The following is a 25,859-nucleotide window of genomic DNA, read 5'->3' as shown; positions in this document are numbered from 1 at the left end:
AGGGCTGCGACTTGAACATCATCCTGTTTGGACCGCCCGCGGCGGGCAAGGGAACCCAGGCCAAGCGGCTCGTCGAGCAGCGCGGCATGGTTCAGCTGTCCACCGGCGACATGTTGCGCGCGGCCATCGCCTCGGGCTCGGAGCTGGGCCAGACGGTCAAGGACGTGCTGGCGCGCGGCGATCTGGTGACGGACGAGATCGTCATCGCCCTGATCAAGGAGCGCCTGCCTGAGGCCGAGGCCGCCGGCGGCGCCATCTTCGACGGCTTTCCCCGCACCGTGGCCCAGGCCGAGGCGCTGGACGCCATGCTGGCCGAACGGGGCAGCGGCATCGACAAGGTGATCCGTCTCAAGGTCGATGACGCGGCGTTGATCGACCGCATCGCCAGGCGCTTCGCCGAACAGGGCCGCCCGGACGACAACCCAGAGACCTTCAAGGAGCGTCTGGGGGTCTACAATCGCCAGACCGCGCCGCTGCTGCCTTACTACCAAAGCAAGGGCAAGCTGGTGGAGATCGACGGCATGGGCGGAATCGACGAAGTCGCCACCGCCCTGGACGCCGTCCTGGACGCCTGATCGGCGTCAGTTCTCCAGAATGAACGCCGCCACCGCGTCCGCCAGGCCCTCGGCCAGCGGGGCGTCGGGATCGGCATAGACGCTGATGTTGCCCGCGCGATCCTCGGGCGCGGCCTTCAGCACGTGGTTGACGCCCTCAAGATCGAGACGCCGGGCGTTCGGCTGGGCGGTCTCCAAGGCGTCGGCGTCCACTTCGTTCACCTGAATGTCGCGCTCGGCGTGAACCACCAGCATGGGCCGATCATAGGCCGCCGCCAGTTCGCGCGGGTCATGCCGGAACCACGAAATCAGATAGGGCTGGACCGAGGGGCGGAACAGCGCCTCCAGTCCGGGGACGGTCTCCACGGTGCGCCCGGCCTCCAGTTCGGAAAGCCCGTGCAGGGCCTGATCGTTCAGGGGCTGGGGCAGGGCGGCCAACTGTTCGCGAAGGATGTCCGCCGCCGGGCGTCCGGCAGACGCCAGCAGGACGACGCCGCAGACCTGCGGATTGTCCGCCGCCGCGACCTGGGCCACCAGCCCGCCCTCGCTGTGGCCCATCAGCCAGACGCAGTCCCGGCCGGTCCGCATCGCCAGGTCCGCGGCCCAGGCGCGCGCGTCCTCGACCATGTGGTCGAACCGCAGCGCGTCTTCGGACAGGGCCGCGGCGGCGCTGGCGCCCACGCCGCGCTTGTCGATGCGCACGGTGGCGACGCCTTGCCCGGCCAGACCCTCTGCAAGCAGACGCAAGGTCGCGGCCCGGATGGCGGGCAACTGGTCGCCGTTGCGATCCGTCGGCCCGGAGCCGGGGATCAGCACGGCGGCGGCCTGTGTCTCTGCAGGGGTCAGCAGCGTGCCGTGCAGAGGCGCGGGCTCCGACAGGATGAAGATATCCTCCGAGACCGGCGCGGACTGGATCAGGGCGGCGAGGGCGAGGGCGCTGAGCATGAGGGTCTCCGGTTCAGAAGGGCTGGCGGTCAGGATCGGCGCGCCAGACGCGCCAGCTTTCAAGGACGGACCACAGGGCCGCGATGGATACGCCGCCGACCAGGACCATCATGCCGGCCGGCTGGGGGGCGAACGGCGCGGCGACGATGCCCGCCAGGCCCAGCAGGCTGAACAGGCGGCCGGCCAGGCGATTGGACTTCTCCCACGCCAGCCGGCTCTTGAAGGTCCAGGGCGTTCGGACGCCCACGGCGATGTTGGGCCCCACCCGGCCCAGAAAGGCGCCCACGGCCAGGAACAGCAGGCTCATGCCGCCCATCTGCAGGGCGGGCGAGGGCAGGGCGCCGCCCGTCATCATCATGACCATGAAGGCGGCTGTGGCGCCGACGGTCAGCAGGGTGACCAGTTGTCCGGCCAGAAGCCCCCGGCGACGGGCCGGGTCATCCGTGCGGCGAGCGTAATGGGCGAAGCCCCAGCCGATGCCGGCCAGCATCAGGCCCATTGAGCCGATCACCAGCCCGGCCTCCATCCGGTCGCCGAAGCGGTCCGGCGCTCCATCGGCGCCGTAGTGCATGGGAATGGCGCCCTGCGGCCCGGACAGCAGCATCCAGCCTGCGTAGGCCAGAATGGCCAGGCTGGCCGCCGCAGTGGCCAGGTCGATCAGGTTCAATCTCTGGTTCATCACCCCTCCTTGTTCATGTCGTCACGCGAGCCGGTCAGATCCATCAGGAACGCCAGCGCCTCCTCCACCGCCGAGATGTCGAGCCGATAGCGGATGGACGATCCATCCCGCTCGGCGCTGACCAGCCCGGCGTCCTTCAGCGCGGTCAGGTGCCCGGTGACCGTCGGCCAGGCCATGTCGAAGGCCGCGGCGATGTCGCCGGACGCCATGGGCCCGCCTCTCAGCATGGCGATAATGCGCCGCCGGACCGGGTGGGACAGGGCCTTGAACACGCTGTTCATAGGAGAGAGGCTAATTAGGAATAATCCTAAATGCAAGTCCGCGTTTGTCCGAGCGGATGTCCGACCATCGTCATTCCCCGGCTTGACCGGGGAATCCAGAGTCACGGAGTTTTCGGGCTCGCCTTGATCCGTCGGTGTCTCTGGATCCTCGGGTCAGGCCCGAGTATGACGCCGGAAGGCAAGCGGGATCAGATCGAAAAGCTGACGCCGCAGCCGCAGGACGAGGCGGCGTTGGGATTGCGCACCATGAACTGGGCGCCGGCCAGCTCGTCCACGAAGGCGATCTCGGAGCCCTTGAGGAAGGGGATGGAGACCGGGTCGATCACCACGGCCTGACCGTCCCGCTCCACGCGCAGATCGTCGTCCTCGGCGGCCTCGACCAGTTCAAAGCGGTACTGGAAGCCGGAACAGCCGCCGCCGTCCACGGCCACGCGCAGCAGGACCGGGCGGCCTTCGTCGGCCGACAGTTCGGCCAGGCGGCGGGCGCCGCTTTCGGACAGCACGATGCCCTCGGGCGCGCGCGGGGCGATGCTGAGGGCCAGGCCGGCCGGGATCATGGGTTGGACGGTGCTCACGTCCCTCTATATGAGGCGCTTGCGGGCATTCGCAAAGGCCCGCGATCAGACAAAGACGCCATAAGTGACCTTGTCCGCCCAGCGCGCCCCCTATGCCGAGGCCCCCGACCAGTCGCGGGGCCGTCTGTTTCCCGAGACCGCCAGCCGCACGCGTAACGCCTTTGCGCGGGACCGGGACCGCATCATCCACTGCACAGCCTTCCGCCGCCTGAAGGAAAAGACCCAGGTGTTCGTGGCCCATGAGGGCGACCACTACCGCACGCGCCTGACCCACAGCCTGGAGGTGGCCCAGATCGCGCGGTCCATCGCCCATGCGCTGAAGCTGGATCAGGATCTGGCCGAAACGGTCGCCCTGGCCCACGACCTGGGCCATCCGCCGTTCGGCCACGCGGGCGAGGACGAGCTGGAGCTGTGCATGACGGCCCACGGCGGCTTCGACCACAACGTCCAGACCTTCCGCGTGGTGACGAAGCTTGAGGAGCGGTATCCGGCCTTCGACGGCCTGAACCTGAGCTGGGAGACCATCGAGGGCGTGGTCAAGCACAACGGGCCGGTCACGGACCAGCTGCACAAGCCGTCCTGGCGCGCCATCGCCGACTACGGGGCCGAGTGGGACCTGCGTCTGGACAGCTTCGCCTCGCTGGAGGCCCAGGCGGCCGCCATCGCCGATGACATCGCCTACAACAACCACGATGTGGATGACGGGGTGCAGGCCGGGCTGTTCCGCCTGGACGACCTGAACGATGTGCCGCTGATCGGGCCGATCCTGCACGGCACGCGCAAGGACTGGCCTGATCTGGACAACCGCATGATCCGGCTGGAGGCCGTGCGGCGCATGATCGGGGCCATGATCGACGATGTGCTGGCCGAGACCGAGCGCCGCATCGCCGAGGACGGGATCAGGACGGCGGAGGACGTGCGCGCGGCCAGCCGCACCCTGGTGCAGTTTTCCGGGCCCATGATGGAGGATCTGGGGCGGCTGCGGGCGTTCCTCTATGAGCGGATGTACCGCCACTACCGGGTCAACCGCACGCGCAGCCAGGCCAAGCGCATCCTGTCCGAGATGTTCGCCCTGTTCATGCGCGAGCCCGACGTCCTGCCCCCGGAATGGAGCGGCAAGGCGAAAAGTGAGGACCCGGACCGGCGCGCGCGGGCGGTGTGCGACTACATCGCGGGCATGACCGACCGCTACGCCATCGAGGAGCACAGGAAGCTGTTCAGCCTCGACCTGCAGCTCGATCTGTGATTCGACTAAACCGAAGGCCGGGCGGGGCGTAAGATAAGGGTTCCACCCCGCGATTCGCGGGCGGCCTGACCTGGAAGCGCGCCATGTCCTACGACGACAACAACCGAAACGACCCCGACCGCGGCGCCTACACGCCCCCGGACGATGACGATCTGCCGTTCCGCCGGGGCGGTTTCGACGCGCGCGGGGGTGATCCGAAAAAGCCCGTTCCCATGATGCTGATCATCAGCGTGGTGGTGCTGCTGGTGCTGCTCGCGGCCATCGGGTTGATCTACGGCCTGGGCGGCGTGCGATCGCCGGGAGATGCGCCGCCGGTTGTGGGCGAGTCTGTCGGCGAGCTGACCGGTCCCGCGCCCGTGGACGCCCAGCCGGTGGATCCTGAAGGCGACATCACCGCCTATGACCCGGCGCCCCAGGCCGAAACGCCGCAGTTCGCCCCGCCGCCGGAAGCGGTGCAGCCCCGGCCCGAGCCGCAAGCGGAAGCCGCCCCCCTGCCGCCGGCCCGGGTGCCCGAGACCACCCGCCCCGCCGCCGCCGCGGACGCCGCGCCGCCGCGCACGGAGACGGTTCCGGATCGCGCTGCGGCCGCCCCGACGCCGACGCCGACGGCGGGAGGCTCCGCAGTGCAGATCGGCGCCTTCTCTTCCCGTGAGGTGGCCGACCGCGAGTACGCTGCCGTGGCCGCCGCCTTTCCCGAATATGCGCGGGGCCGCACCAAGGGCGTGGAGCAGGTCACCAGTTCGTCGGGCTCGACCCTTTACCGCACCACCTTCAACGGCTTCTCGCGCGAGCAGGCGACGGCGTTCTGCGCCGCGCTCAGGAACGCCGGGCGCGACTGTCTGGTCCGCTAGTGATCTCGGCGGCGATCTACGGGTGCGAAGGCCCGGTGCTGGGCGAGGAGGAGCGACGCTTCTTCCGCGACGTCCGGCCCTGGGGCTTCATCCTGTTCCGCCGCAATGTGGAGACGCCCGATCAGGTCCGCGCCCTCACTGCCGCCCTGCGCGAGACGGTGGGCCGGGCCGATGCACCGATCCTGATCGATCAGGAGGGCGGGCGGGTCCAGCGCCTGCGCCCGCCGCACTGGCCCGCCTATCCGCCCGGCGCGGCCTATCTGAAGGCGACCAACGATCCGCTGGAGGCGCGCGAGCTGGCGCGTCTGGGCGCCCGGCTGATCGCCCATGACCTGCTGGCGCTGGGGATCACGGTGGATTGTCTGCCGGTGCTGGACACGCCGACGCCTGGGGCCCACGACATCATCGGCGACCGGGCCTACGCCCACGATCCCGCCACTGTGGCCCAGCTGGGACGGGCGGCGGCCGAGGGCCTGCTGGCGGGCGGGGTCCTGCCGGTGATCAAGCACATGCCCGGCCACGGCCGCGCCACGGCGGACAGCCACCACGCCCTGCCGGTGGTGGCTGATCCCCTGAAGACCCTGGACGCCTGGGATTTCGCGCCGTTCCGGGCCCTGTCAGACATGCCCATGGCGATGACCGCCCACGTGGTGTTCGAGGCCATCGACAGGAAGCGCCCGGCCACCACCTCGCGCAAGGCGGTCCGGCTGATGCGCGAGGACGCGGCTAGGGGGGGCCTGGGCTTCGGCGGGCTGATCATCACCGACGACCTGTCCATGAACGCCCTCAGCGGCTCGCTGCGGGAACGGGCCGAGGCCTCGCTGAAGGCCGGATGCGACGTGGTCCTGCACTGCAACGGCAATCTGAACGAGATGCGCGCGGTGGCCGAGGGCGTCGGGCGCCTGCGGGGCGCGGCGGCGAAGCGGGCCGGGGCGGCGCTGGCCCGTGTTCCGGCCACGCCCGAGCCGCTGGACGAGGCCCCCGCCCGCGCCCGGTTCGAGGCGCGGCTGGCGGGCCGGATGACGGCGGCGGCCGGACCGGCGGCGGGTGAGGCATGAGTGAGGAATTCCAGATCGATCTGGGTTTCGACGCCGTGGACGCGGCGCCCGACGACCAGACCTTCGTGGTGGACATCGACGGCTATGAAGGGCCGCTTCATGTGCTGCTGGCCCTGGCCCGCACCCAGAAGGTCGATCTGCTGAAGCTGTCGATCACGAAGCTGGCCGAACAGTACCTGGCTTTCGTGCACGAGGCGCGCAGCCGCAACTTCTCGCTGGCGGCCGACTATCTGGTGATGGCGTCTTGGCTGGCCTATCTGAAATCGCGCCTGCTGCTGCCCCGCAACGAGCAGAAGGCGAAGGACGAGCCGCCTGCCGAGCTGATGGCTGCGGCCCTCGCCTTCCGTCTCAAGAAGCTGGAGGCCATGCGCACGGCGGTGGAGGCCATCACGGCCCGACCGCAGCTGAAGCGCGACGTGTTCACCCGCGGCGATCCGGAAGCCACCGTCATCGTGCCGTCCGACCGGGTGGATGTCAGCCTCTATGATCTGATGGTGGCCTATGTGGTCCAGCGCCGACGTGAGGATCAGCGCCGCTATACCCCCACCCAGCGGGTGGAGGCCTTTGCGCTTGAGGAAGCGCGCGACTGGCTGCGCGAGATGATGCCCAAACTGGCCGACTGGACCCCGCTTGAGAAGGTGGCCCCCACGCGCGAGCGGGGCGGGGAGGGGCCAACCCAGGCCTCCTATGTGGCCTCGACCCTGTCGGCCAGCCTGGAGCTGGTCAAGGAAGGCGCCATGGACGTGCGCCAGACCCGGGCCTTCGATGACCTCTACCTGCGCCGCCGCGATATCGGCCAGCCGCTGGAGCTGACGCCGTGACCGTGGAACCCGACGATCTGGAGCGCCGCATCGAGGCCCTGCTGTTCGCCGCCGCCGCGCCGTTGTCGGTGGAGGAGATCGCGCGCCGCCTGCCCGAAGGGGCCGATGTAGGCGGGACGCTCACCGCCCTGATCGAGCGCTATGCAGGCCGGGGGGTGGAGCTGGAATGCGTGGCGGGCCGCTGGCGCTTCCGCACGGCGCCTGACCTTTCGTTCCTGATGACCGAGGAGCGCGAGGAGCCGCGCCGGCTGTCCAGGGCCGCGCTGGAGACCCTGGCCATCATCGCCTACCACCAGCCCGTCACCCGCGCCGAGATCGAAAGCGTGCGCGGAGTCAGCATCTCCAAGGGCACCCTGGACCTGTTGTTGGAGATGGGCTTCGTGAAGCTGAAGGGGCGGCGGCGCACGCCGGGGCGGCCGGTCACCTACGCCACGGCGGACCGCTTCATGGAGCATTTCGGCCTGGCCAGCCTGTATGACCTGCCGGGCGTGCAGGAGATGAAGGCCGCCGGCCTGCTGGACCTGTCCCTGCCCGCCGGGTTCGAGGTGCCGGACCCCTCGCGCGGCGACGGCGAGGACGAGGATCCCATAGAGGACGGCGACACGCCGGAGTTCGTGCAGGACTTCGTGGAAGGGGACGAAAAGGACTAGCCCTCTCCTGACGGGAGATGGCTCCGTTTCACCCTTTCCGATTGTTCACGTGTCTTTGCCCGCGCGCCTTGGCAGTATCGGGCATCACGTCATCCACGGGGTCCTTTCAATGCTTCGCATCCTGCTCATCGCCGCCATCGCCGCACCCATGCTTTCGGGCTGCATCATCATCGCCACGGACAAGCCCTCCACGCGCGTGATCACCACCAGCGACGATTCGAACCGTTGATGCGCGCCCTGCCTGTTCTTCTGGCGGCCCCGCTGATGCTGGGCGGCTGCGTCATCTACGCCAGCGACAGCGGCGAGACGACCACGGTGCGCACGGCTCCGGCAGCCTCTGTCGAGCTGGCGTCGCGTGAACTGGAAGGCGTGCACGGCGTCCGCTTCGAGCGCGGCCAGGCGGTGGTGCGCGTGACCTCCAACGGCTGCACGGACAAGTCCGACTTCCGCGTCGAGATCGTGGACGGCGCCGGCATGGCCGGGGAAATGACCCTGGTGCGCACCGAACCGGACCACTGCCGCGCGTTGGTCCCTGAGGGTGTGGAGCTGTCCTGGACCTATGCTGAGCTGGGCCTGGAGCAGGGCGCCGCCCTGGTGCTGGCCAATCCGCTGCTCGTGCCCCGAGAGTGACGAAAGGTCAGGCCTCGAACGGCCTGACCATTTCAGGGGGGATGCGGTGCGGGCGCAAGGTCCTGGCGTCCACAAGGCACCATTCGGACAGGCCCTGGGCGCAAAGGCGGCCTTCGCCGTCCTCGATGCGGACATAACGGGCGAAGCGCGGCCCCTGCGGATCGCCGACCCAGGTGCGGGCCATGGCCGTCGCGCCGGGGGGCAGGGGGCGGAAATAGTCCACCTCGTGCCGCAGGGCGACCCAAGACCAGCGAGCGCGGTCCTCGGCGCTGAACAGGCTGTTCCAGTGGGCCGTGCCGGCTTCCTGCAGCCAGCCCACATAGACCACGTTGTTCACATGGCCGTTCTCGTCGATATGCTCGCCCCTGATGGTCAGGGGCAGGGTGAAGACCTGACGATCCTCGCGCGGGGTCAGTTCCCGCCGGGCCACAATCAGGCCTCGCCCAGGACCACGCCCTTTTCCGTCAGGGCCTGCTGAAGCTCGCCGGACTGGAACATCTCGCGCACGATGTCCGAGCCGCCGACGAATTCGCCCTTAACATAAAGCTGGGGAATGGTGGGCCAGTCGGTGAAGGTCTTGATGCCGTCGCGCAGGGCTTCGTCCTGCAACACGTCCACGCCCACAAAGGCCGCGCCCACGTGGTCCAGGATCTGCACGGTTACAGCCGAAAAGCCGCATTTGGGCGCATCGGGCGTGCCCTTCATGAACAGCACCACAGGGTGCTCGGCCACGGTGGCGGCGATGAAGGCGTGGACGGGGTTCTCGATGGGGTCGGTCACGGGAGTTCGCCTGTTCAGGAGGAACCCGTCAGCTAGGGATCGATCAGGGCCGGGTCAAGGCGAGTGGGCCTTTGCCCTGTCGCTCACGCCGCCGACGCTCGCTGGTTGAGGGCTGTCAGGCCGCCGCCATGCGGACCCGGGCCATCTCGATCTGGGCGGCCAGGCCGGGAGGGAGATCGCGCTCGGGCACGGCGGCCAGAGCCTCGATGCGCTCGCTGTCAGGCGCGTCGACCAGAACCGTGGCGATGGACGGGTCGGTCAGGGCGAAGGCCAGGCAGATGTGCTCGGCGCTCCAGCCGTGTGTCTGATGCAGAAAGGCAAAGGTGCCCGCACCGGCCAGTGGATCATGCTTGGGGCGCCCGCCCAGGCCGAACAGACCCTTCCTGGGGACATGAACGGATTCCGCCTTCTTCGCCGTGTCCAGTTCCTCCGGGAAATAGCCATAGGCCACCACCGCCATGTCTCGCTCCAGCGCGGCGCGGATGCGATGCCTGGTCTGCCAGGGGGAGTTCACATGATAGCTGGTGGCCAGGACATCGAACGCGCCGGTGGAGATGTAGGCGTCCATCACCTCGCCGTCCCCGGCGATGCCCAGCATGCGGATGCGTCCGGCGGTGCGCTGGGCCTTGAGGGCGTTCAGAGCGGTCTGGGGCATCTCGTCCTCGCCCGGCTCGTCCAGCAGAGCCAGATCGATCGAATCGAGACCGGAGGCGTGCAGGACGCGGTCGATGGAGCCGGTCAGGGCCTCGGGCGAGAAATCACGGCCGCCCCGCCGCGCGTCGGCACGACCGAGGCTGATGGATATCTGAATGAGCTTGCGGTCCACCTGGGACAGGGCCTGGCCCACCGCTTCGGCCAGCACCGGATCGGCGCTGGTCAGGTGAACGGTGTTGATGCCCGCCTCCAGAGCCGCGAACACCAGCGCCTGGGCGCGCGAGGGCCCGCCCGCGAGCGCCTCGGAGCCGATCTTCAGGGTCAGGGCCGAAACGGCCGAACCGGAGCGGCCAAGGGGACGATAGCGCATGGGTCAGGCTCCCTCAGGGGCGCTGGTCTCCAGCGCCAGCGCGTGTAGTTCGCCGCCCATCTTGCCCTTGAGGGCCGCATAGACGGCCTGATGCTGCTTCACCCGCGACTGCCCGGCGAAGGCGGACGAGACGATGCGCGCACGATAATGATCGCCGTCCCCGGCCAGATCGTGAATCTCGATCTCGGCGTCGGGAAACGCCTCGCGCAGATGCTGTTCCAGCGCCTCGACAGGCATGGGCATGGGAAGTGAGCCTCCGAATAACGCCGTTAAGGATGGCGGATAATCCTTAAGGGGCGGCTTACGCGGCCCGACGCTTTCGCAGGCGCAGCTCAATGGGACGGCGGGCGCGAAGCGTCACCTGATGCACCGGCCGGGGCTCGGCCCGCGTGATCGCCTCCACCTGGGCCTCGCGCAGGATCACGGCCAAGGCGATCATCGCCTCTTGCACGGCGAAGCTGGCGCCGATGCAGACCCGCGGCCCCGCGCTGAAAGGGATGTAGGCGTAGCGGTCGACCGCCTTGCGGTTCTCCGGCAGGAAGCGCTCCGGCTTGAAGGCGTCCGGATCATCCCACAGCCGACGGTGACGCTGCAGCACCCAGGGCGAGATCACCACCGTGGTTCCCGCGCCGATGGCCTGGCCGCCGATCACGTCCGCCTCCAGCGCCTTGCGCGCCATGGTCGGGGCGGGCGGGAACAGCCGCATGGTCTCCTCGAAGGCGGCGCGAATCCAGGGCAGGCGGTCCGCCCAGCCCGGCTGGTCGATGTCGAAACCGTCCGCCTCGGCCTGCACCCTGGCCATGACCTCGGGCTGGCGCGACAGCAGGTGCAGGGTCCAGCCCAGCGCCCGGGCGGTGGTTTCGTGCCCGGCCAGGATGAAGGTCAGGATGTTGGCGGCCACCTCGCTGTCGCTGAGCCCGCGCCCGCCGCCCTCGTCCCGGGCGGTCAGAAGGGCGGTCAGCAGATCGGGCGGCGCCGGATGACCCGCGTCCACGCGGGCGCGGCGGGCGGCCACCAGGGCGGTGACGCGCTTCTCGAAGAACACCGCCGAGCGATGGCTGGCGATGCGGCCCAGCCGCGGCGCCCAGTCCGGCGCGCCCATCACGTCCAGCGGATCGATGCGGGCCCCGGCGGACAGATAGCTGTTCAGGGCGCGCTCGAAGCCGGCGGCTTGTCCCCCCAGATCATCGGAAAACATGGTGGCGGACAGGATGTCGAAGGTCAGGCCCGACAGCTCGCTGTCCATGTCCATGATGCGGCCTTGCGGCGCCAGGCTCCACCCGGCGATCCGCGCCTTGCAGACCTCGGCCATGCGCCGGGTCAGGCCGCCGATGCGCGCGGGGGTGAACAGGGGCGCCATGATACGCCGGGCGCGGCGCCAGTCCTCGCCCTCGGCCAGCAGCAGACCTTCGGCCAGCAGGGGCCCCAGAACGCGCCGTTGCAGGTCGCCCTTCACATAGTTGGCGGCGTTCTCGGTCAGGACATGGCGAACGCCGTCGGGATGGCTGACCACCAGCATCTCGCCGAACAACCCGCGCCCGTGGATCTGCGGCAGTTCAAAATGCCGATCGGACCAGATGCGCAGCGGGTCGCGCCAGCTCAGCCACAGGAAGGCGGGCGTGGATAGCGGGCCGCCGGAGCGCCGCGGCGGAACCTGGGGTCTGTAAACCGTGTCCGCCGTGATGCTCATGAGGTCAGCCTTGTATCCAGTCGGGCAGCCAGCCTTCGTGACGGCGACGAAGCTCGGCCAGGGGAATGCTGAACAAGCCTTTGGAGGCGAAGTCGGTTCCCCCGGCGCGGCCCACCACGGAGGCGTGCAGCCCGGCCTCGCGGGCGGCGGTGATCAGCGCGTCGGCGTCCTGAACTGCCACCAGATAACGGGACTGATCCTCGGCGAAGAGCAGGATGTGGGCATGCTGCTCGCTGGTGGCGTCCAGCATAACGCCGGCGTCCGACGCCAGGGCCAGGTCGGCCGCCGCGCCGATCAGGCCGCCGTCGGACAGGTCGTGAACCACGGTCAGCTTGCCCGCCTCGATCAGGCCGCGCACGAAGTCGCCGGTCTTGCGTTCAAGGGCCAGATCCACAGGCGGCGGCGCGCCATCCTCACGGCCCAGCACCTCGCGCAGATAGATGGACGCCCCCAGCTCTCCGTGGGTGTCGCCGATCAGCACCAGCGCATCGCCGTCGACCATGCCCGCGAAGCCGGTGGTCACGTCATAGTTGGGCAGCAGGCCTACCGCCCCGACGGTGGGGGTGGGCGGAATGGCGACGCCGTTGGTCTCGTTGTAGAGCGAGACGTTGCCGCTCACGACCGGAAAGTCCAGGGCGGCGCAGGCCTCGGCCATGCCGTCGATGGCCCGCACGATCTGGCCCATGATCTCCGGCCGCTGCGGATTGCCGAAGTTCAGATTGTCGGTGATGGCGATGGGGCGGCTGCCCACGGCGGTCAGGTTGCGCCACGCCTCGGCCACGGCCTGCTTGCCGCCCTCATAGGGGTCGTTCTGGACATAGCGGGGAGTGCAGTCGCTGGTGACCGCGAGCCCCTTGTCCGTGCCGTGAACCCGAACCACGCCCGCGTCGGCGCCGGTGGCGGAGTCCTGTAGGGTGTCGGCCATCACGTGCCGGTCGTACTGCTCCCAGATCCAGCGCTTGGAGGCCATGTCGGGGCAGGCGATGACCTTGAGCACCGCCTCGGTCCAGTCGGCGGGAGCGGGCACATCCTTGGGATCGATGCGCGGATGCAGCGCGGGCTGGGTCCACGGCCGGTCATACAGGGGGGCATCGTCGAACAGGGGCGCCAGCGGCACGTCGCACACAACCTCGCCCTTGTGCTTCAGCACCAGATGGCCGGTGTCGGTGGTCTTGCCGATGACGGCGGCGTCCAAGCCCCACTTCTCGAAGATGCGGCGGCCGTCGTCCTCGCGGCCTGGCTTCAGCACCGCCAGCATCCTTTCCTGGCTTTCGGACAGCATCATCTCATAGGCGGTCATGCCCTCTTCGCGCTGGGGCACATGGTCCAGGTCCAGCTCGACCCCGACGCCGCCCTTGCCCGCCATCTCGACGGAAGATGACGTCAGGCCCGCAGCGCCCATGTCCTGAATGGCCGCCACGGCGCCCGAGGCCATCAGTTCCAGCGTCGCCTCGATCAGCAGCTTTTCGGCGAAGGGGTCGCCCACCTGCACCGTGGGGCGCTTGGCGTCGGACTCGTCGTCGAACTCGGCCGAGGACATGGTGGCGCCGTGGATGCCGTCCCGCCCGGTCTTCGACCCGAAATAGACCACCGAGTGGCCCGCCGCCGGGGCGGCCGAATAGAAGATCGAGTCGGCCTTCGCCACGCCCACGCACATGGCGTTGACCAGGATGTTCCCGTTGTAGCCCCGGTGGAAATTGGTCTCGCCCGCCACGGTGGGCACGCCCACGCAGTTGCCGTAGCCGCCGATGCCGGCCACCACGCCGGTGACGAGGCGGCGGGTCTTCTCGTGCTCCGGATCGCCGAAGCGCAGGGCGTTCAGCAGGGCCACGGGCCGCGCGCCCATGGTGAAGACGTCGCGCATGATGCCGCCCACGCCGGTGGCCGCGCCCTGATAGGGCTCGATGAAGGACGGGTGGTTGTGGCTCTCCATCTTGAAGATGCAGGCGTCGCCGTCGTCGATGTCGATGACTCCGGCGTTCTCCCCCGGCCCGCAGATGACGCGCGGCCCCTTTGTGGGGAACTTGCCCAGATGGATCTTTGACGACTTGTAGGAGCAGTGCTCGGACCACATGACCGAGAAGACGCCCAACTCCACGTTGTTGGGCTCTCGCCCGAGGCGGTCCAGGACGACCTGATATTCGTTTTCGGCCAAGCCGTACTCGGCGGCCAGTTCGGCCATTGTGGGGGTGTGCGCGCTCATGGGCGCGCTTCTAGCGTTCCCGGGGAGACCTGTCAGCCTCTCTGTGCGTCAGCGGGCGATGTCGCGCTTCAGGCGGAACACCAGGATCAGGGCGACGATCAGAACCAGCAGCGATGCGGCGAGGGCGGAGAAGCCCAGCATCGGGTTGCGCTCCTGCTCGGCCACGAACACGGCCATCAGGCCCCAGGCGATGGGCAGGGGATAGGCCATCAGGCGCAGGCGCCAGGTCACCAGCAGGGCGGCGGCCACGACGACGGTCACGGCCAGCAGGGCCCAGCCCGTGGGCGGCAGGCCGGGCGGCAGGGCGTCGTTCGCGGTCAGGACCGTCAGAACGTTGGCGGCCGTGGCGATGGTCAACCACCCGGCCAGCAGGCCCAGCGGCCAGGCGATCAGCCAGCGGTCGGAGTCCCGCGGCGGCGCGGCGCGGATCAACTGGGTGCTCATCAGCATGGGCGCGATCAGCACCAGCCCCGAGCCTGCGATCAGCACGACGGTGGCCGCGTCCCAGCCGGCCGCCGAGGCGACGACCCACAGACCAATGCCGAACATGGCCGCCGCCGAGGGCCAGCCCATGCGGCTGAGCAGATCGCTCTCGCCAGTGCGTGGGAGCACCTGCCAGACGCCATAGGCGATCAGCCAGCCGTAGATCAGACCCCAGATGCTGAAGGCGTAGCCCGCCACACGCAGGGTCTGGTCGCCGTCGGCCGAGAACTCGGCCGGGCTCTGACCCCATCCGAGGAGAATCTGGCCGTATCCCACGATGGGCGCGAACAGGGCCGCAGCCAGCACGACGAAGCGCCGCGTCTGCTGGGCGGAGGTGGGGCGATTGATGGAGGACATGGCCCGCTTTCGGTTGGTTCAAGCTTCACGGCAACTACGCTTCCGGGACCCGAAAGGTTGCGATTGAGCCACAGGAACATTCCCCCGGGCCCGAGGTTGCTGCTGTGGAAGGCGGACTGTCCGCCCGACGGAGAGCACCATGACCGACAGCAACACCGCCCCCGAGGATCCCCGTTTCGAAACCGACGAGACCAGGGCTGATCGCGCCAGCCAGCAAGGCCTGGGCCTGGGCCAGCGCGAACTTGAGGCCCAGCACGATCCGAACGCGATCCAGGCCGCCAACGCGGACGACGAAGATCTGGAAGACGTTCAGGACGAGGTCGATTCCATCGACGACTCCATCGGCGTTCAGGGCCAGGCGCCGCGCGAACCCGGCGCCTGATGTCTAGTCGGCGGCGAACAGAGCCTCGGCCGCGAGCACCATGGCCGTCACCCCGGCGGTGACAGAGGGCTCCGGCTCGATGCGGAAGAAGGGCGAGTGGTGGGACGACGCCGTCTCCAGCTCGCCCTGGGCCGTGCCGCCTACCGCGAAATAGACCCCGCGCACGCCCGTGTCCGGTGCGATGAAATAGGAGAAGTCCTCGGCTCCCATGCCCTCGCGCGGGCGCTCGATGAGAATGTCATCACCCATCCCCGCCGCGATGGCCGAGCGCACGATGGCGGCGGTGGGCGTGTGGTTGATGGTGGGGGGCGTGGTCTGGGTCTGCGACCGCGTGACCACCGGCAGCAGGTCGTCGGGCACGCCCAGCGCCAGGGCCGTGCCCCGCGCCACCCGGTCGATCCCGTCCAGAAGCTGCTCGCGCACCTCGAAGTCATCCGACCGGACCGTCAGCTGCAGGTCCACCCGGTCGGGGATGATGTTGTGCTTGATGCCCCCGTGGATCGAACCCACCGTGATCACGCCGGGATTCAGGGGCGCGATCTCGCGGCTGACAACCGATTGCAGCGACACCACGATCTGGCTGGCCACCAGCACCGGGTCCACCCCCATATGCGGCGAGGCGCCGTGGGCGCCCACACCCCGGACCGTGATGTCCACGCTGTCCGAGCTGGAATAGGCGATGGCCTCGGGCACCATGATGCGCCCGGCCTCCAGCCCCGAGGCCACGTGGAAGGCGACGGCGTAGTCCGGCCTGGGGAAACGCTCGTACAGCCCGTCCTGCATCATGGTGCGGGCGCCGGAGATGGTCTCCTCCGCAGGCTGGGCGATCAGGATCAGGGTGCCGGACCAGTTGTCGCGTCGCGCCTGCATCTGGCGCGCCGTGCCCACCAGGGCGGTGATGTGCACATCATGGCCGCAGGCGTGCATGACGGGCTTTTCGGTTCCGTCGTGGTCCACCTGCCGCGCGGTGGAGGCGTTGGCCAGGCCGGAGTCTTCCGCGATGGGCAGGCCGTCCATGTCCGCGCGCAGCATGACGGTGGGCCCGTCGCCGTTCCTGAGAACCGCCACCACGCCGTGGCCGCCGACGCCGGTGGTCACCTCATAGCCCAGCGCCTCCAGCTCCTGCGCCATGCGCGCGGCGGTCCGGACCTCCAGCCCCGACAGCTCCGGATTGCGGTGGAAGTGGTCCCACAGCGCCGCCAGGTTGGCCTGATAGTCCTGCGCCACCGCCCGCTCCAGCGCCGCGTCCTGCGCAAAGGCGGGCGAGGCGAGGGCGGCCGTGCAGGCCGCCAGCATCAGCAGTCGTTTCATGGTTCAGCCCCTGTGTTCAGAGGGGACTGTAACCGAGCCGTCGGGCGAGGCAATCTCCCGCTCACCCATGCGGACGCGCCTGATCAGCCCTTGAGCAGCATGTCTGCGCCCACCACGGCGCTGGTGGCCAATGTGGCGACGCCGTAGGCGGCGAGGTTGGTCTTCCAAGACACCCCCAGGCGCCGCGCGCCAACCCAGACCAGGCCGACAAGGGCCAGAACCGTGACCACCGGCAGGGTCCATGTCCCCCAACCGAGGGCCAGGCTGAGGCGGGCCTCATCATTTGGATTCATGATCGTGATGACGGCCGCCATGAAGCGCATGAAGGCGGCTGCATAGAGGACAGCGTAGGCCGAGAGGCTCTCGCGAGCGAGGACCAGAGCCAGGGCGACGAAGGCCTGCATGGCGGTGACGGCGGGCCCGCCGACGATGATGAGCAGACGATGGTCGTCGGGGACCTCGCCTCGGACGCCCGCGCTGTTCAGGCCGTAATAGGCCTCATGGCCGAGCAGTTCGCCGACCGCCCAGTGCCCCGCCTCGTGAAGGGCGAAGGTGAGGATCACCGCCACGGACAGCCAAATCTGGAAGCGCCAGTTGATCCGTTTTTCCGTCGCCATGCGCCATCCCCCAAATGCGAAGGGCAGGGAACACAGGCCGCGGCGGGGCGTCCAGTTAAGCTTTGGTCACGCGTATCCCTGCAACGGCCGCACATCCAGTTCGCCCGCCTTGATGGCGGCGATGGCCTGGGCCGAGGCGAGGGCGGCGGGGGTTGTGGTGTAGTAGGGGATCTTCATCATCAGGGCCGTGCGGCGGATGGAGAAGCTGTCCGACAGGGACTGCTTGCCCTCGGTGGTGTTGAAGACCAGCTGCACCTCGCCGTTCTTCATGGCGTCGACGATGTGGGGACGGCCCTCCAGCACCTTCTTGACCAGCCCGACCTCAAGCCCCTGCTCGGTCAGATAGGCGTGGGTGCCTCCGGTGGCCAGGATGGAGAAGCCCTGCTCGATCAGCTTCTTCACCGCGCCCAGGATGAACGGCTTGTCGTCATTGCGCACCGAGACGAAGGCGCAGCCCTTGGTGGGCAGAATGGTGCCGCCACCCAGCTGCGACTTGGCGAAGGCGCGGGCGAAGGCGCCCTGCATGTCCGACTCGTCCTCGCGCTTCCAGTCCAGACCCATGACCTCGCCGGTGGAGCGCATTTCCGGGCCCAGAACGGTGTCGACGCCGGCGAACCGGGCGAAGGGGAACACCGCCTCCTTCACCGCGATGTGGTCATAGGGTTTGTGCGTCAGCCCGAAGGAGGCCAACGTCTCGCCCGCCATGACCTTGGCGGCGATGGCGGCGACAGGTTCGCCGATGGTCTTGGCCACGAAGGGCACGGTGCGGCTGGCGCGCGGATTGACCTCCAGCACGAAGATGCGGGGGTTGTCGCTGTGCGGCTCCTCGATGGCGAACTGCACGTTCATCAGGCCGCGCACCTTCAGGGCCTTCGCCATGGCCTCGGTCTGGCGCATCAGCTCGGCCACCACCGCCTCCGACAGGGAGTAGGGGGGCATGGAGCAGGCGCTGTCGCCCGAGTGGACCCCGGCTTCCTCAATGTGCTCCAGCACGCCCGCCACGAACACGTCGTCGGCGTCGCAGATGGCGTCCACATCCACCTCGGTGGCGCGGTTCAGATAGTGGTCGATCAGCACCGGATCGTCGCCGGAGACCTTCATGGCCTCGCCCACGTAACGATCCAGCTGCTCACGGTCGTGCACGATCATCATGCCCCGGCCGCCCAGCACGTAGGAGGGACGCAACACCACCGGATAGCCCACCTCCTCGGCCTTCTGGGCGGCTTCCTCGGCCGAGCGGGCCAGGCCGTTGGGCGGTTGCTGCAGGCCGATGTCGTGCAGCATCTTCTGGAACCGCTCGCGGTCCTCGGCCAGATCGATGGAGTCGACGCTGGTGCCCAGGATCGGCACGCCGTCCTCTTCCAGCGCATGGGCAAGCTTCAGGGGCGTCTGGCCGCCGAACTGGACCACCACGCCGATCAGGTCGCCCTTCGAGCGCTCCACATCGATCAACTCCAGCACGTCCTCGGCCGTCAGCGGCTCGAAATAAAGCCGGTCGGAGGTGTCGTAGTCGGTGGAGACGGTCTCCGGGTTGCAGTTGACCATGATCGACTCCACCCCGATGTCGGCGAAGGCGAAGGCCGCGTGACAGCAGCAGTAGTCGAACTCGATGCCCTGGCCGATGCGGTTTGGCCCGCCGCCCAGGATGATCGCCTTCCTGCGGTCCGACGGCGCGGCCTCGCAGTCCGGGACCTGACCCAGGGCGCCGGTCTCATAGGTGGAATACATATAGGCCGTGGCGCTGGCGAACTCGGCGGCGCAGGTGTCGATGCGCTTGAACACCGGACGCACCGACAGACCCCGGCGGGCGTCGCGCACGGCCTTCTCGGTGGCGCCGGTCAGCTTCGCCAGACGGGCGTCGGAAAAGCCCATGCCCTTCAGGCGGCGGAAGTCGGCGGCGTCGGTCGGCAGGCCCTTGACGCGCACATGGCCTTCCTCGCGCACGATCTCGGCGATCTGGCGCAGGAACCAGGGCTCATACGAACAGGCGGCCTGAACCTCCTCGACGCTCAGCCCGTGACGGAAGGCCTGGGCGATGACGCGAATGCGGTCCGGCGTCGGCAGGCCCAAAGCGCGCACCACGGCGCCCTTGATGGCGGCCTCGTCCTCGGCGCCCGTCACCCCGTCGATCTCGATCTCGTCAAAGCCGTTCAGCCCGGTCTCCAGCCCGCGCAGGGCCTTCTGCATGGACTCCTTGAAGGTCCGGCCGATGGCCATGACCTCTCCCACCGACTTCATGGAGGTGGACAGCATCGGTTCGGCGCCCGGGTACTTCTCGAAGGCGAAGCGCGGGATCTTGGTGACCACATAGTCGATGGACGGCTCGAAGCTGGCCGGGGTCACCCGGGTGATGTCGTTGGTCAGCTCGTCCAGGGTGTAGCCGACGGCCAGACGGGCCGCGACCTTGGCGATGGGGAAGCCCGTGGCCTTCGAAGCGAGGGCGGAGCTGCGCGACACGCGCGGGTTCATCTCGATGACGACCATGCGGCCATCCTTGGGATTGATGGCCCACTGGACGTTCGAGCCGCCGGTCTCGACGCCGATCTCGCGCAGCACATTGATCGAGCCCGTGCGCATCCGCTGATATTCCTTGTCGGTCAGCGTCAGGGCCGGGGCCACGGTGATGGAATCGCCGGTGTGGACTCCCATCGGGTCGATGTTCTCGATGGAGCAGACGATGATGCAGTTGTCCGCATGATCGCGGACCACCTCCATCTCGTACTCCTTCCAGCCCAGTACCGACTCCTCGATCAGCACCTCGGTGGTCGGCGACAGGTCCAGCCCGCGCTCAACGATCTCGCGGAACTCCTCGACGTTGTAGGCGATACCGCCGCCGGTGCCGGCCAGGGTGAAGCTGGGGCGGACGATGGCCGGCAGGCCCACGAAGGCCAGGGCGTCCTCGGCCTCGTCGATGTGGTGCACGGCCTTGGAGCGGGGGCTTTCCAGACCCAGCTTGTCCATGGCGTCGCGGAATTTCTGGCGGTCCTCGGCCTTGTCGATGACCTCGGCCCGGGCCCCGATCATCTCCACGCCCAGCCGCTTCAGGGCGCCCGAGGCGTCCAGCGCCAGGGCGGTGTTCAGCGCCGTCTGGCCGCCCATGGTGGGCAGCAGGGCGTCGGGCCGCTCCTTTTCGATGATCTTCTCGACCATCTCCGGCGTGATCGGCTCGATATAGGTGGCGTCGGCCACCTCCGGGTCGGTCATGATGGTGGCCGGGTTCGAGTTGACCAGGATCACCCGGTACCCCTCGGCCTTCAGCGCCTTGCACGCCTGCACGCCCGAATAGTCGAACTCGCACGCCTGCCCGATGACGATGGGCCCCGCGCCGATGATCAGGATGGATTTGATGTCTGTGCGTTTGGGCATGGGCGCCTACTCAGTTCGTCACGACCGCGCACTCCCAGCCGTCGTAGTCCAGCTGGAAGGCCGCGGCCCAGGATTGCATCATGGCGGAGACGGAGGCGAAAGACGCCTCGTCCACCGGGATCGTGGTCTCGAGGATGGTGGTTTCGTCCTGGCCGCGCGTCAGGAAGCCCGCCCGCCGGGCCACCTCGTTCAGGTCGTCATGGGCCCCGCCGCCGTGGAAATAGAACAGGGTGTGCCGCGGCGTCCGCCCGCTGTCGCCGTGCTCGGCCAGGGCGGCGCGCACCATGGCGTCACGTTCCTCATGGCTGGGGGCGTCGGACAAGGCGGCTCTGGCTCCGGTTTTACGCGCGCGAACGCCCGCGCCGGGGCGGGGCGAGACGGATGGGGTTGTCGGTTAAGCGGCCCGTTTAGAGAGCCTTGGCGGATGCGACAAGCTCCTTATCGCTCTATGCGCCGATCAATCCACGGCGGCACCTCGGCGATCGCCTCCAGCGCGGCGAACCGCGGCTCGTTTTCCGGCGCCTCGGCCAGTTCGTGCGCCCAGGTGACGGCGTAGGGGATGTGGGCGGCCCAGGCCCCGGCCTGCAGGGCGGGCAGGACATCGGACTTCATTGAATTGCCCACCATGGCCGCCTGCTCGGCCCCCGTCCCGTGCCGGCGGAAGGCGCGGTCATAGGTCTCGGCGGTCTTCTCCGACACGATCTCCACGGCCGAGAACAGATCGCCCAACCCGGAAGCGGCCAGCTTGCGCTCCTGATCCATCAGGTCGCCCTTGGTGATCAGCACCAGGCGGTATTGGTCCGACAGGCGGTTCAGGGTTTCCGCCACCCCGGGCAGGGTCTCCACCGGATGGGACAGCATCTCGCGCCCGGCGGCCAGAATCTCGCTGATGACCCGGGGCGGGGGCGCGCCGTCGGTCAGGTCCATGGCCGTCTCGATCATGGACAGGGTGAAGCCCTTCACCCCGTAGCCATAGAGGCGCAGGTTGCGCTGCTCGGTGGCCGCCAGACGGTCTTCGATCCGGTCGCGGTCGTGGTGTTCCGACAACAGATCGGCGAACCGATCATGGGTCAGCCGGAAGATGGTCTCGTTGTGCCAGAGGGTGTCGTCGGCATCGAGGCCGATGGTGGTGATGGGCATGGCGGCTCCCTATCATGGAGACGGAAGCGGCGGAAAGCGGTTGGGAGTGCGCCTCATGCGGGCTGTAATAATTGGAGCGTCGGGCGGCATCGGTGCGGCCATGGCTGCGCGACTGGCGGCCGACGGGCGTTATGAGGCCGTGTTCGGCGTGTCGCGCTCGGGCCGGGCGCCGGACTGCGTCACCGGCTTGCAGGCGGACGTCACCGATCTGCCGTCGCTCGAAGCGGCTGCGGCGGCCGTGGGGGCGCCGGTGGACCTGTGCGTCGTGGCCAGCGGCGTCCTGCACGACGGCTTCCAGCCCGAGCGCAGTTGGCGGGCTCTGGACGCCGACCACCTGAGGCGGGACTTTGCGGTCAACGCCATGGGGCCGGCCCTGGCGGCGCGGGCCTTTCTGCCGCTGGCGCCGCGCGAGAGGCGGGCGGTGTTCGCGGCCCTGTCGGCGCGGGTCGGCAGCATCGGCGACAACCGGCTGGGCGGCTGGCACAGCTACCGGGCCTCCAAGGCGGCCCTGAACATGATCCTGAAGACCCTGGCGGTGGAGCTGGCGCGCACCCATCCGGGCCTGATCTGCGTCGGGCTGCATCCGGGCACCGTGGATACGGCGCTGAGCGAGCCCTTCCAGAAGGGCGTGGCGCCGGACAAGCTGTTCACGCCGGATCATTCCGCGACCCGCCTGCTGGGCGTGGTCGACGGGCTGAAACAGGAAGATTCCGGCTTCGTGTTCGACTGGAAGGGCGAGCGCATTGCGGAATAACCGCGTTTGCTAACCGCGATTCTTCACCCCGTTTCTTAGCGTTACGTTCCGTTTTCCATGGCATGTTTTCCGGCTTCATGAGCCCGCATTACGCGGGAATTGATGGTGGGAGACATTGTGATGGCTTACCCGACGGGGCAATCGCTCCCGACGGGATTGAGCGACACGCCAGTCAGAGCGGATGGGGACCGCCCGGTCGAAGCGCGCAGCTTCAGTCCCGTCGGGGTCAAGAGTTTGACCTTTCCATTGGTCACCGAGACTCATCGAGAGCTGACGGTCACCCTGGCCGCCAGGCCGGTCTTCGATCTTGTAAGACGAAGTCATGTGGGCGCGCGGCTGGCGCGCACCGTGCGCCGCGCCGGGGGCGAAAGCGCCCTTGCGGGCCTGCACCGGGTTCGGCTGGAGGTCGCCGACCTGAAACGCATCGACGTGGAGACCCTGCGCCATGGTGTCAGGCTGCTGGACCTGCCGGGCGGCGCGACGGGTGTGACGCCGGCTTTCTGGCGCACGGTGGCGTCGTCGGCGGGGCGGTTCTCGCTGCTCTATACGGGCCTTGCGGCAGATGTTGACGCTGGCCTCCTGCTGGTCGAGATCATGGGCGTGGACATGCGGGCGACGGCCGAGGATGTGGGCGCCGCCATCGACCATCTGGGCGCCCAGCGACGCGGGGTGATCGTCCATGCCCCGCCTGAGCCGGGCATGATCGCCCGTCTGGCGCCGGTACGGCCTCGCTGCGTCTCGCTGGATTTCGCCGGGGTGGAGACCGAGAGCGCGGTGGACTGGCGCGCGGCCGCCGAGTTGATCGCCCAGGCGCGGGGCGTGGCCGGCGACGTTCTGCTGGTCAATCTGCCGCCCGCCCGGGGAGAGGCCGCCGCAGCCGCCGGCGCCACCCACGCCGTGTTCTGCAACATGGACCGCCTGACGGTCTGAAGCGACCGCCACGCTTGACCATGGGTGTGCGAATCCATAGGAACGCGGCCGTTTGCCTTCGGGGTCTGTTCGGCCCATGAAGGCCGCGTCCCCAAGCCCAGGAGCCCGCCATGACCACCCTGCTGCCCGGAGCCACCGGCGTGCTCGCCCTGGCCAACGGAACCGTGCTTCAGGGCATCGGCGTCGGCGCCACGGGCTCGGCCCTTGGCGAGGTGGTCTTCAACACCGCCATGACCGGCTATCAGGAGATCCTGACCGACCCCAGCTACATGAAGCAGGTGCTGGTCTTCACCTTTCCCCACGTGGGCAATGTGGGGACCAACAGCGAGGACGTGGAGCAGATCGGCGACGGCGGGGCAGGGACCGCGGCCCTGGGCGCGGTGTTCCGCGACCTGCCGACCGATCCGGCCAACTGGCGCAGCGATCACGGCTTCGACGCCTGGATGAAGCGCCGCGGCGTGGTGGGTCTGGCGGGCGTGGACACCCGCGCCCTGACCAGGGCCATCCGCGAGAACGGCTCGCCTCACGGTGTCATCGCCCACGACCCGGACGGCAAGTTCGATCTGGACGCCCTGGTGGCCCAGGCCCGCGAATGGTCGGGTCTTGAGGGTCTGGATTTGGCGAAGGATGCGTCCTGCCTGCAGGCCTTCGACTGGAACGAGGGGACCTGGGACTGGCCCGAAGGTTACGTCGCCGGCGACGGCCGCCGCAACGAGGTGGTGGTTGTGGACTATGGCGTGAAGCGCAACATCCTGCGCGCACTGGCGGCCACCGGCGCGAAGATCACGGTGGTGCCCGCCACGACCACGGCGGAGGAAATCCTGGCCCGCAATCCCGACGGCGTCATGCTGTCCAATGGCCCCGGCGACCCGGCGGCGACGGGCGAATACGCCGTGCCGGAAATCCGCAAGCTGGTCGACAGCGGCAAGCCCGTCATGGGCATCTGCCTCGGCCACCAGATGCTGGCCCTGGCCCTGGGCGCGAAGACGGTGAAGATGGATCAGGGCCACCACGGCGCCAACCACCCGGTCAAGGATGTCACCACCGGCAAGGTGGAGATCGTGTCCATGAACCACGGCTTCACCGTGGACCGCGACACCCTGCCCGAGGCGGTCACCGAGACCCACGTCAGCCTGTTCGACGGAACCAACTGCGGCATCGCCCTGAAGGACCGCCCGGTCTTCGGCGTGCAGCACCACCCTGAGGCCTCGCCGGGCCCCGCGGACAGCCTCTATCTGTTCGAGCGCTTCGCCGAGCACATGGACGCAGCGAGGGGTTAGGGCTCTTCCGCCACGGGCTCCGCCAGGGTCTCCCAGCCGGAGCCGTCCCGGCCCAGCCGTCGCCCGGCGCCGTAGCTCCGCAGCATGGACTCCTGGCTGAAGTCCAGGGCCGCGTCCGGCGCGTCATCGGGCATGGAGACCACCTGGAGCCCCATCCCCAGCGTGCGCGCAAGCTGCGCCGTCCGGGCCACGTCGGCGCGGGTGATCGCCTTGCGCATGATGTCGAAGCTGCGCACCGCCACTGACACGCCGCTGAGCCTCGCCGTGGCGAAGGTGGGCTCGGGGTGGCCGTTGACGATGATCCAGATGCGGCCGGGCAGCCCGCCGGTCAGGGTCTGCGCCGCATCCGGCGGGCGCAGCAGGAAGGGTTCGGGCGCCACCAGAACATTGGCCACCGTGCCGCCGTCCACATGCAGTTCGACCGCCTGATTCCCGCCGTTGCTCAGGATCAGCGGAACGGGCGGAAAGGCCACGGGAATGCTGGCCGAGGCGATCAGGATGTCCATGAACAGCAGGCGAGACATCTCGTCGGTGCGCTGGGCCAGGGCGCCCATGTCCCAGACGATCTGGGTCTGGGTGTCGAGGCTGGTGGTGGCCACATACAATCGTCTGCCCCGACGGTGCTGCTCGGCCACAGCGCGCAGCAGGGCTTCGTCCACATTGTTGACCACCAGCTGAGCCAGCGGCTCGGGGCGGAACACGCTGGGCCGGAACAGAACGCCGAGGCCGCGGGACCGCAGCAAGCCTTCGGATCCGCCGTCGGTGAAGGCCCGGGCCAGCCCGGCGTCGCCCTCTTCGCCGACAAAGGCGAAGGGCGCGATCAGGGCGCCGGTGCTGACGCCGGTGACGATTTCGAATTCCGGTCGGTCACCGCGCTCGCCCCAGCCGTTCAGCACGCCCGCTCCGAAGGCGCCGTTGGCCCCGCCGCCGGACAGGGCCAGCAGATCGACCGTTCCGTCTTCGGCGGACCGGGCCGCGACGCCCAGTTCACGCACAAAGCGCAGCTGAGCCTCCTCGATATCGAAATCGTAGCGGATGGCGGGGCTGGCGGCGCTCAACTGGGCCGCGGTGACATCCAGGCGCGGATAGGTCTGGCAGGCGGTCGCCAGCATCAGCAGGATGCAGCCCGCGACGATGCGGCCCAGACGCGCCATGATCCCTCTCCTTGCCCTGCCGGGAGATTGCGCCCCCGCGCGGGCTGCGACAACCTGCTTTGTCCGATAAGCCGTGGCGCCGTGCGTGGGAGCATGGC

28 protein-coding genes are annotated in these 25,859 nt (G+C 68.9%); 11 read left to right on the top strand and 17 right to left on the bottom strand.

The features are described 5' to 3' along the window. The first annotated feature begins 11 nt into the window (after positions 1-11). Entirely contained in the window at positions 12-575 is a 564-nt protein-coding gene (locus tag C0461_RS01470) for an adenylate kinase (protein WP_292103323.1), read from the top strand. Between the two features lie 6 nt (positions 576-581). On the opposite strand, the gene C0461_RS01465 is transcribed toward C0461_RS01470, so the two are convergent. The 4 genes from C0461_RS01465 to erpA all read right to left on the bottom strand — a co-directional run bounded on the left by C0461_RS01465 (position 582) and on the right by erpA (position 3,016). Next, positions 582-1,499: an alpha/beta fold hydrolase gene (locus C0461_RS01465; protein ID WP_292103321.1), complete on the bottom strand. Its 918-nt coding sequence runs from the start codon at positions 1,497-1,499 to the stop codon at positions 582-584. Positions 1,500-1,512: 13 nt separating this feature from the next. Beyond that, positions 1,513-2,178 carry an SdpI family protein gene (locus C0461_RS01460; RefSeq protein ID WP_292103319.1) on the bottom strand — a complete coding sequence of 222 codons (666 nt, stop codon included), beginning with the start codon at positions 2,176-2,178 and terminating at the stop codon, positions 1,513-1,515. After that, complete coding sequence (locus C0461_RS01455; protein WP_292103318.1) at positions 2,178-2,459, bottom strand: metalloregulator ArsR/SmtB family transcription factor; 282 nt, start codon at positions 2,457-2,459, stop codon at positions 2,178-2,180. The genes C0461_RS01460 and C0461_RS01455 overlap by 1 nt, the downstream gene beginning before the upstream one ends. Before the next feature lie 188 nt (positions 2,460-2,647). Continuing rightward, on the bottom strand, positions 2,648-3,016 hold the full coding sequence (gene erpA / locus C0461_RS01450; RefSeq protein WP_292103362.1) for an iron-sulfur cluster insertion protein ErpA: 369 nt from the start codon (positions 3,014-3,016) through the stop codon (positions 2,648-2,650). Between the two features lie 82 nt (positions 3,017-3,098). Between erpA and C0461_RS01445 the strand changes: the two genes are divergently transcribed. The 6 genes from C0461_RS01445 (at position 3,099) to C0461_RS01420 (ending at position 8,290) form a co-directional block, all read left to right on the top strand. Next, the gene (locus C0461_RS01445) at positions 3,099-4,280 is read left to right on the top strand and encodes a deoxyguanosinetriphosphate triphosphohydrolase (RefSeq protein WP_292103317.1); all 1,182 of its coding nucleotides are present in this window, start codon (positions 3,099-3,101) and stop codon (positions 4,278-4,280) included. Between the two features lie 83 nt (positions 4,281-4,363). Beyond that, positions 4,364-5,131, top strand: coding sequence for an SPOR domain-containing protein (locus C0461_RS01440; protein ID WP_292103315.1), 768 nt, complete (start codon positions 4,364-4,366; stop codon positions 5,129-5,131). Further along, a complete protein-coding gene (gene nagZ / locus C0461_RS01435) occupies positions 5,131-6,189 on the top strand; it encodes a beta-N-acetylhexosaminidase (protein WP_292103313.1) in 1,059 nt (352 codons plus the stop codon). The genes C0461_RS01440 and nagZ overlap by 1 nt, the downstream gene beginning before the upstream one ends. Then, positions 6,186-7,010 (top strand): ScpA family protein, encoded by an 825-nt coding sequence (locus C0461_RS01430; protein WP_292103311.1) that lies wholly within the window; start codon positions 6,186-6,188, stop codon positions 7,008-7,010. The genes nagZ and C0461_RS01430 overlap by 4 nt, the downstream gene beginning before the upstream one ends. After that, complete coding sequence (scpB, locus tag C0461_RS01425; RefSeq protein ID WP_292103309.1) at positions 7,007-7,660, top strand: SMC-Scp complex subunit ScpB; 654 nt, start codon at positions 7,007-7,009, stop codon at positions 7,658-7,660. Before C0461_RS01430 ends, scpB begins: the two co-directional genes overlap by 4 nt. A gap of 228 nt (positions 7,661-7,888) precedes the next feature. Beyond that, a complete protein-coding gene (locus C0461_RS01420; RefSeq protein ID WP_292103308.1) occupies positions 7,889-8,290 on the top strand; it encodes a hypothetical protein in 402 nt (133 codons plus the stop codon). 7 nt (positions 8,291-8,297) lie between these two features. Here C0461_RS01420 and C0461_RS01415 read toward each other — a convergent pair whose 3' ends face one another. The 7 genes from C0461_RS01415 to C0461_RS01385 form a co-directional block, all read right to left on the bottom strand. Then, positions 8,298-8,720 carry a thioesterase family protein gene (locus tag C0461_RS01415; RefSeq protein ID WP_292103307.1) on the bottom strand — a complete coding sequence of 141 codons (423 nt, stop codon included), beginning with the start codon at positions 8,718-8,720 and terminating at the stop codon, positions 8,298-8,300. 2 nt (positions 8,721-8,722) lie between these two features. Next, on the bottom strand, positions 8,723-9,070 hold the full coding sequence (gene grxD / locus C0461_RS01410; protein WP_292103306.1) for a Grx4 family monothiol glutaredoxin: 348 nt from the start codon (positions 9,068-9,070) through the stop codon (positions 8,723-8,725). 115 nt (positions 9,071-9,185) lie between these two features. Continuing rightward, positions 9,186-10,094, bottom strand: coding sequence for an aldo/keto reductase (locus C0461_RS01405; protein ID WP_292103305.1), 909 nt, complete (start codon positions 10,092-10,094; stop codon positions 9,186-9,188). 3 nt (positions 10,095-10,097) lie between these two features. Beyond that, positions 10,098-10,337: a BolA family transcriptional regulator gene (locus C0461_RS01400; protein WP_292103304.1), complete on the bottom strand. Its 240-nt coding sequence runs from the start codon at positions 10,335-10,337 to the stop codon at positions 10,098-10,100. Between the two features lie 58 nt (positions 10,338-10,395). Next, entirely contained in the window at positions 10,396-11,784 is a 1,389-nt protein-coding gene (locus tag C0461_RS01395; RefSeq protein WP_292103302.1) for a cytochrome P450, read from the bottom strand. A gap of 4 nt (positions 11,785-11,788) precedes the next feature. Further along, positions 11,789-13,987 (bottom strand): phosphoribosylformylglycinamidine synthase subunit PurL, encoded by a 2,199-nt coding sequence (gene purL / locus C0461_RS01390; RefSeq protein WP_292103300.1) that lies wholly within the window; start codon positions 13,985-13,987, stop codon positions 11,789-11,791. 48 nt (positions 13,988-14,035) lie between these two features. After that, on the bottom strand, positions 14,036-14,827 hold the full coding sequence (locus C0461_RS01385) for a hypothetical protein (RefSeq protein ID WP_292103299.1): 792 nt from the start codon (positions 14,825-14,827) through the stop codon (positions 14,036-14,038). A 139-nt stretch (positions 14,828-14,966) separates the two neighbouring features. Here C0461_RS01385 and C0461_RS01380 point away from each other — a divergent pair, with 139 nt between their 5' ends. After that, the gene (locus tag C0461_RS01380) at positions 14,967-15,209 is read left to right on the top strand and encodes a hypothetical protein (protein WP_292103298.1); all 243 of its coding nucleotides are present in this window, start codon (positions 14,967-14,969) and stop codon (positions 15,207-15,209) included. A 3-nt stretch (positions 15,210-15,212) separates the two neighbouring features. Here the strand turns inward: C0461_RS01380 and C0461_RS01375 are convergent, their stop codons facing one another. The 5 genes from C0461_RS01375 to C0461_RS01355 form a co-directional block, all read right to left on the bottom strand. Next, positions 15,213-16,520 carry an amidohydrolase gene (locus C0461_RS01375; RefSeq protein WP_292103297.1) on the bottom strand — a complete coding sequence of 436 codons (1,308 nt, stop codon included), beginning with the start codon at positions 16,518-16,520 and terminating at the stop codon, positions 15,213-15,215. 83 nt (positions 16,521-16,603) lie between these two features. Next, positions 16,604-17,137, bottom strand: coding sequence for a hypothetical protein (locus C0461_RS01370; RefSeq protein WP_292103295.1), 534 nt, complete (start codon positions 17,135-17,137; stop codon positions 16,604-16,606). A 66-nt stretch (positions 17,138-17,203) separates the two neighbouring features. Then, on the bottom strand, positions 17,204-20,503 hold the full coding sequence (carB, locus tag C0461_RS01365; protein ID WP_292103293.1) for a carbamoyl-phosphate synthase large subunit: 3,300 nt from the start codon (positions 20,501-20,503) through the stop codon (positions 17,204-17,206). Between the two features lie 10 nt (positions 20,504-20,513). Beyond that, entirely contained in the window at positions 20,514-20,825 is a 312-nt protein-coding gene (locus C0461_RS01360) for a hypothetical protein (RefSeq protein ID WP_292103291.1), read from the bottom strand. 116 nt (positions 20,826-20,941) lie between these two features. Further along, positions 20,942-21,643, bottom strand: coding sequence for an HAD family hydrolase (locus C0461_RS01355; RefSeq protein WP_292103289.1), 702 nt, complete (start codon positions 21,641-21,643; stop codon positions 20,942-20,944). 55 nt (positions 21,644-21,698) lie between these two features. Between C0461_RS01355 and C0461_RS01350 the strand changes: the two genes are divergently transcribed. From C0461_RS01350 to carA, 3 genes are all read left to right on the top strand, one after another. After that, positions 21,699-22,397 (top strand): SDR family NAD(P)-dependent oxidoreductase, encoded by a 699-nt coding sequence (locus tag C0461_RS01350; protein WP_292103287.1) that lies wholly within the window; start codon positions 21,699-21,701, stop codon positions 22,395-22,397. Between the two features lie 234 nt (positions 22,398-22,631). Beyond that, entirely contained in the window at positions 22,632-23,327 is a 696-nt protein-coding gene (locus C0461_RS01345; protein ID WP_292103285.1) for a hypothetical protein, read from the top strand. A gap of 110 nt (positions 23,328-23,437) precedes the next feature. Continuing rightward, positions 23,438-24,607: a glutamine-hydrolyzing carbamoyl-phosphate synthase small subunit gene (carA, locus tag C0461_RS01340; protein ID WP_292103283.1), complete on the top strand. Its 1,170-nt coding sequence runs from the start codon at positions 23,438-23,440 to the stop codon at positions 24,605-24,607. On the opposite strand, the gene C0461_RS01335 is transcribed toward carA, so the two are convergent. Beyond that, the gene (locus tag C0461_RS01335; RefSeq protein ID WP_292103282.1) at positions 24,604-25,761 is read right to left on the bottom strand and encodes a patatin-like phospholipase family protein; all 1,158 of its coding nucleotides are present in this window, start codon (positions 25,759-25,761) and stop codon (positions 24,604-24,606) included. The two genes, carA and C0461_RS01335, sit on opposite strands and share 4 nt — an antisense overlap. Positions 25,762-25,859: the final 98 nt, after the last annotated feature.

It is taken from the genome of Brevundimonas sp. (genome assembly GCF_013823285.1).
GTDB lineage: Bacteria > Pseudomonadota > Alphaproteobacteria > Caulobacterales > Caulobacteraceae > Brevundimonas.
Note: the sequence above shows the minus strand (reverse complement) of the source record. Positions and strands in the feature narration are given on the sequence as shown.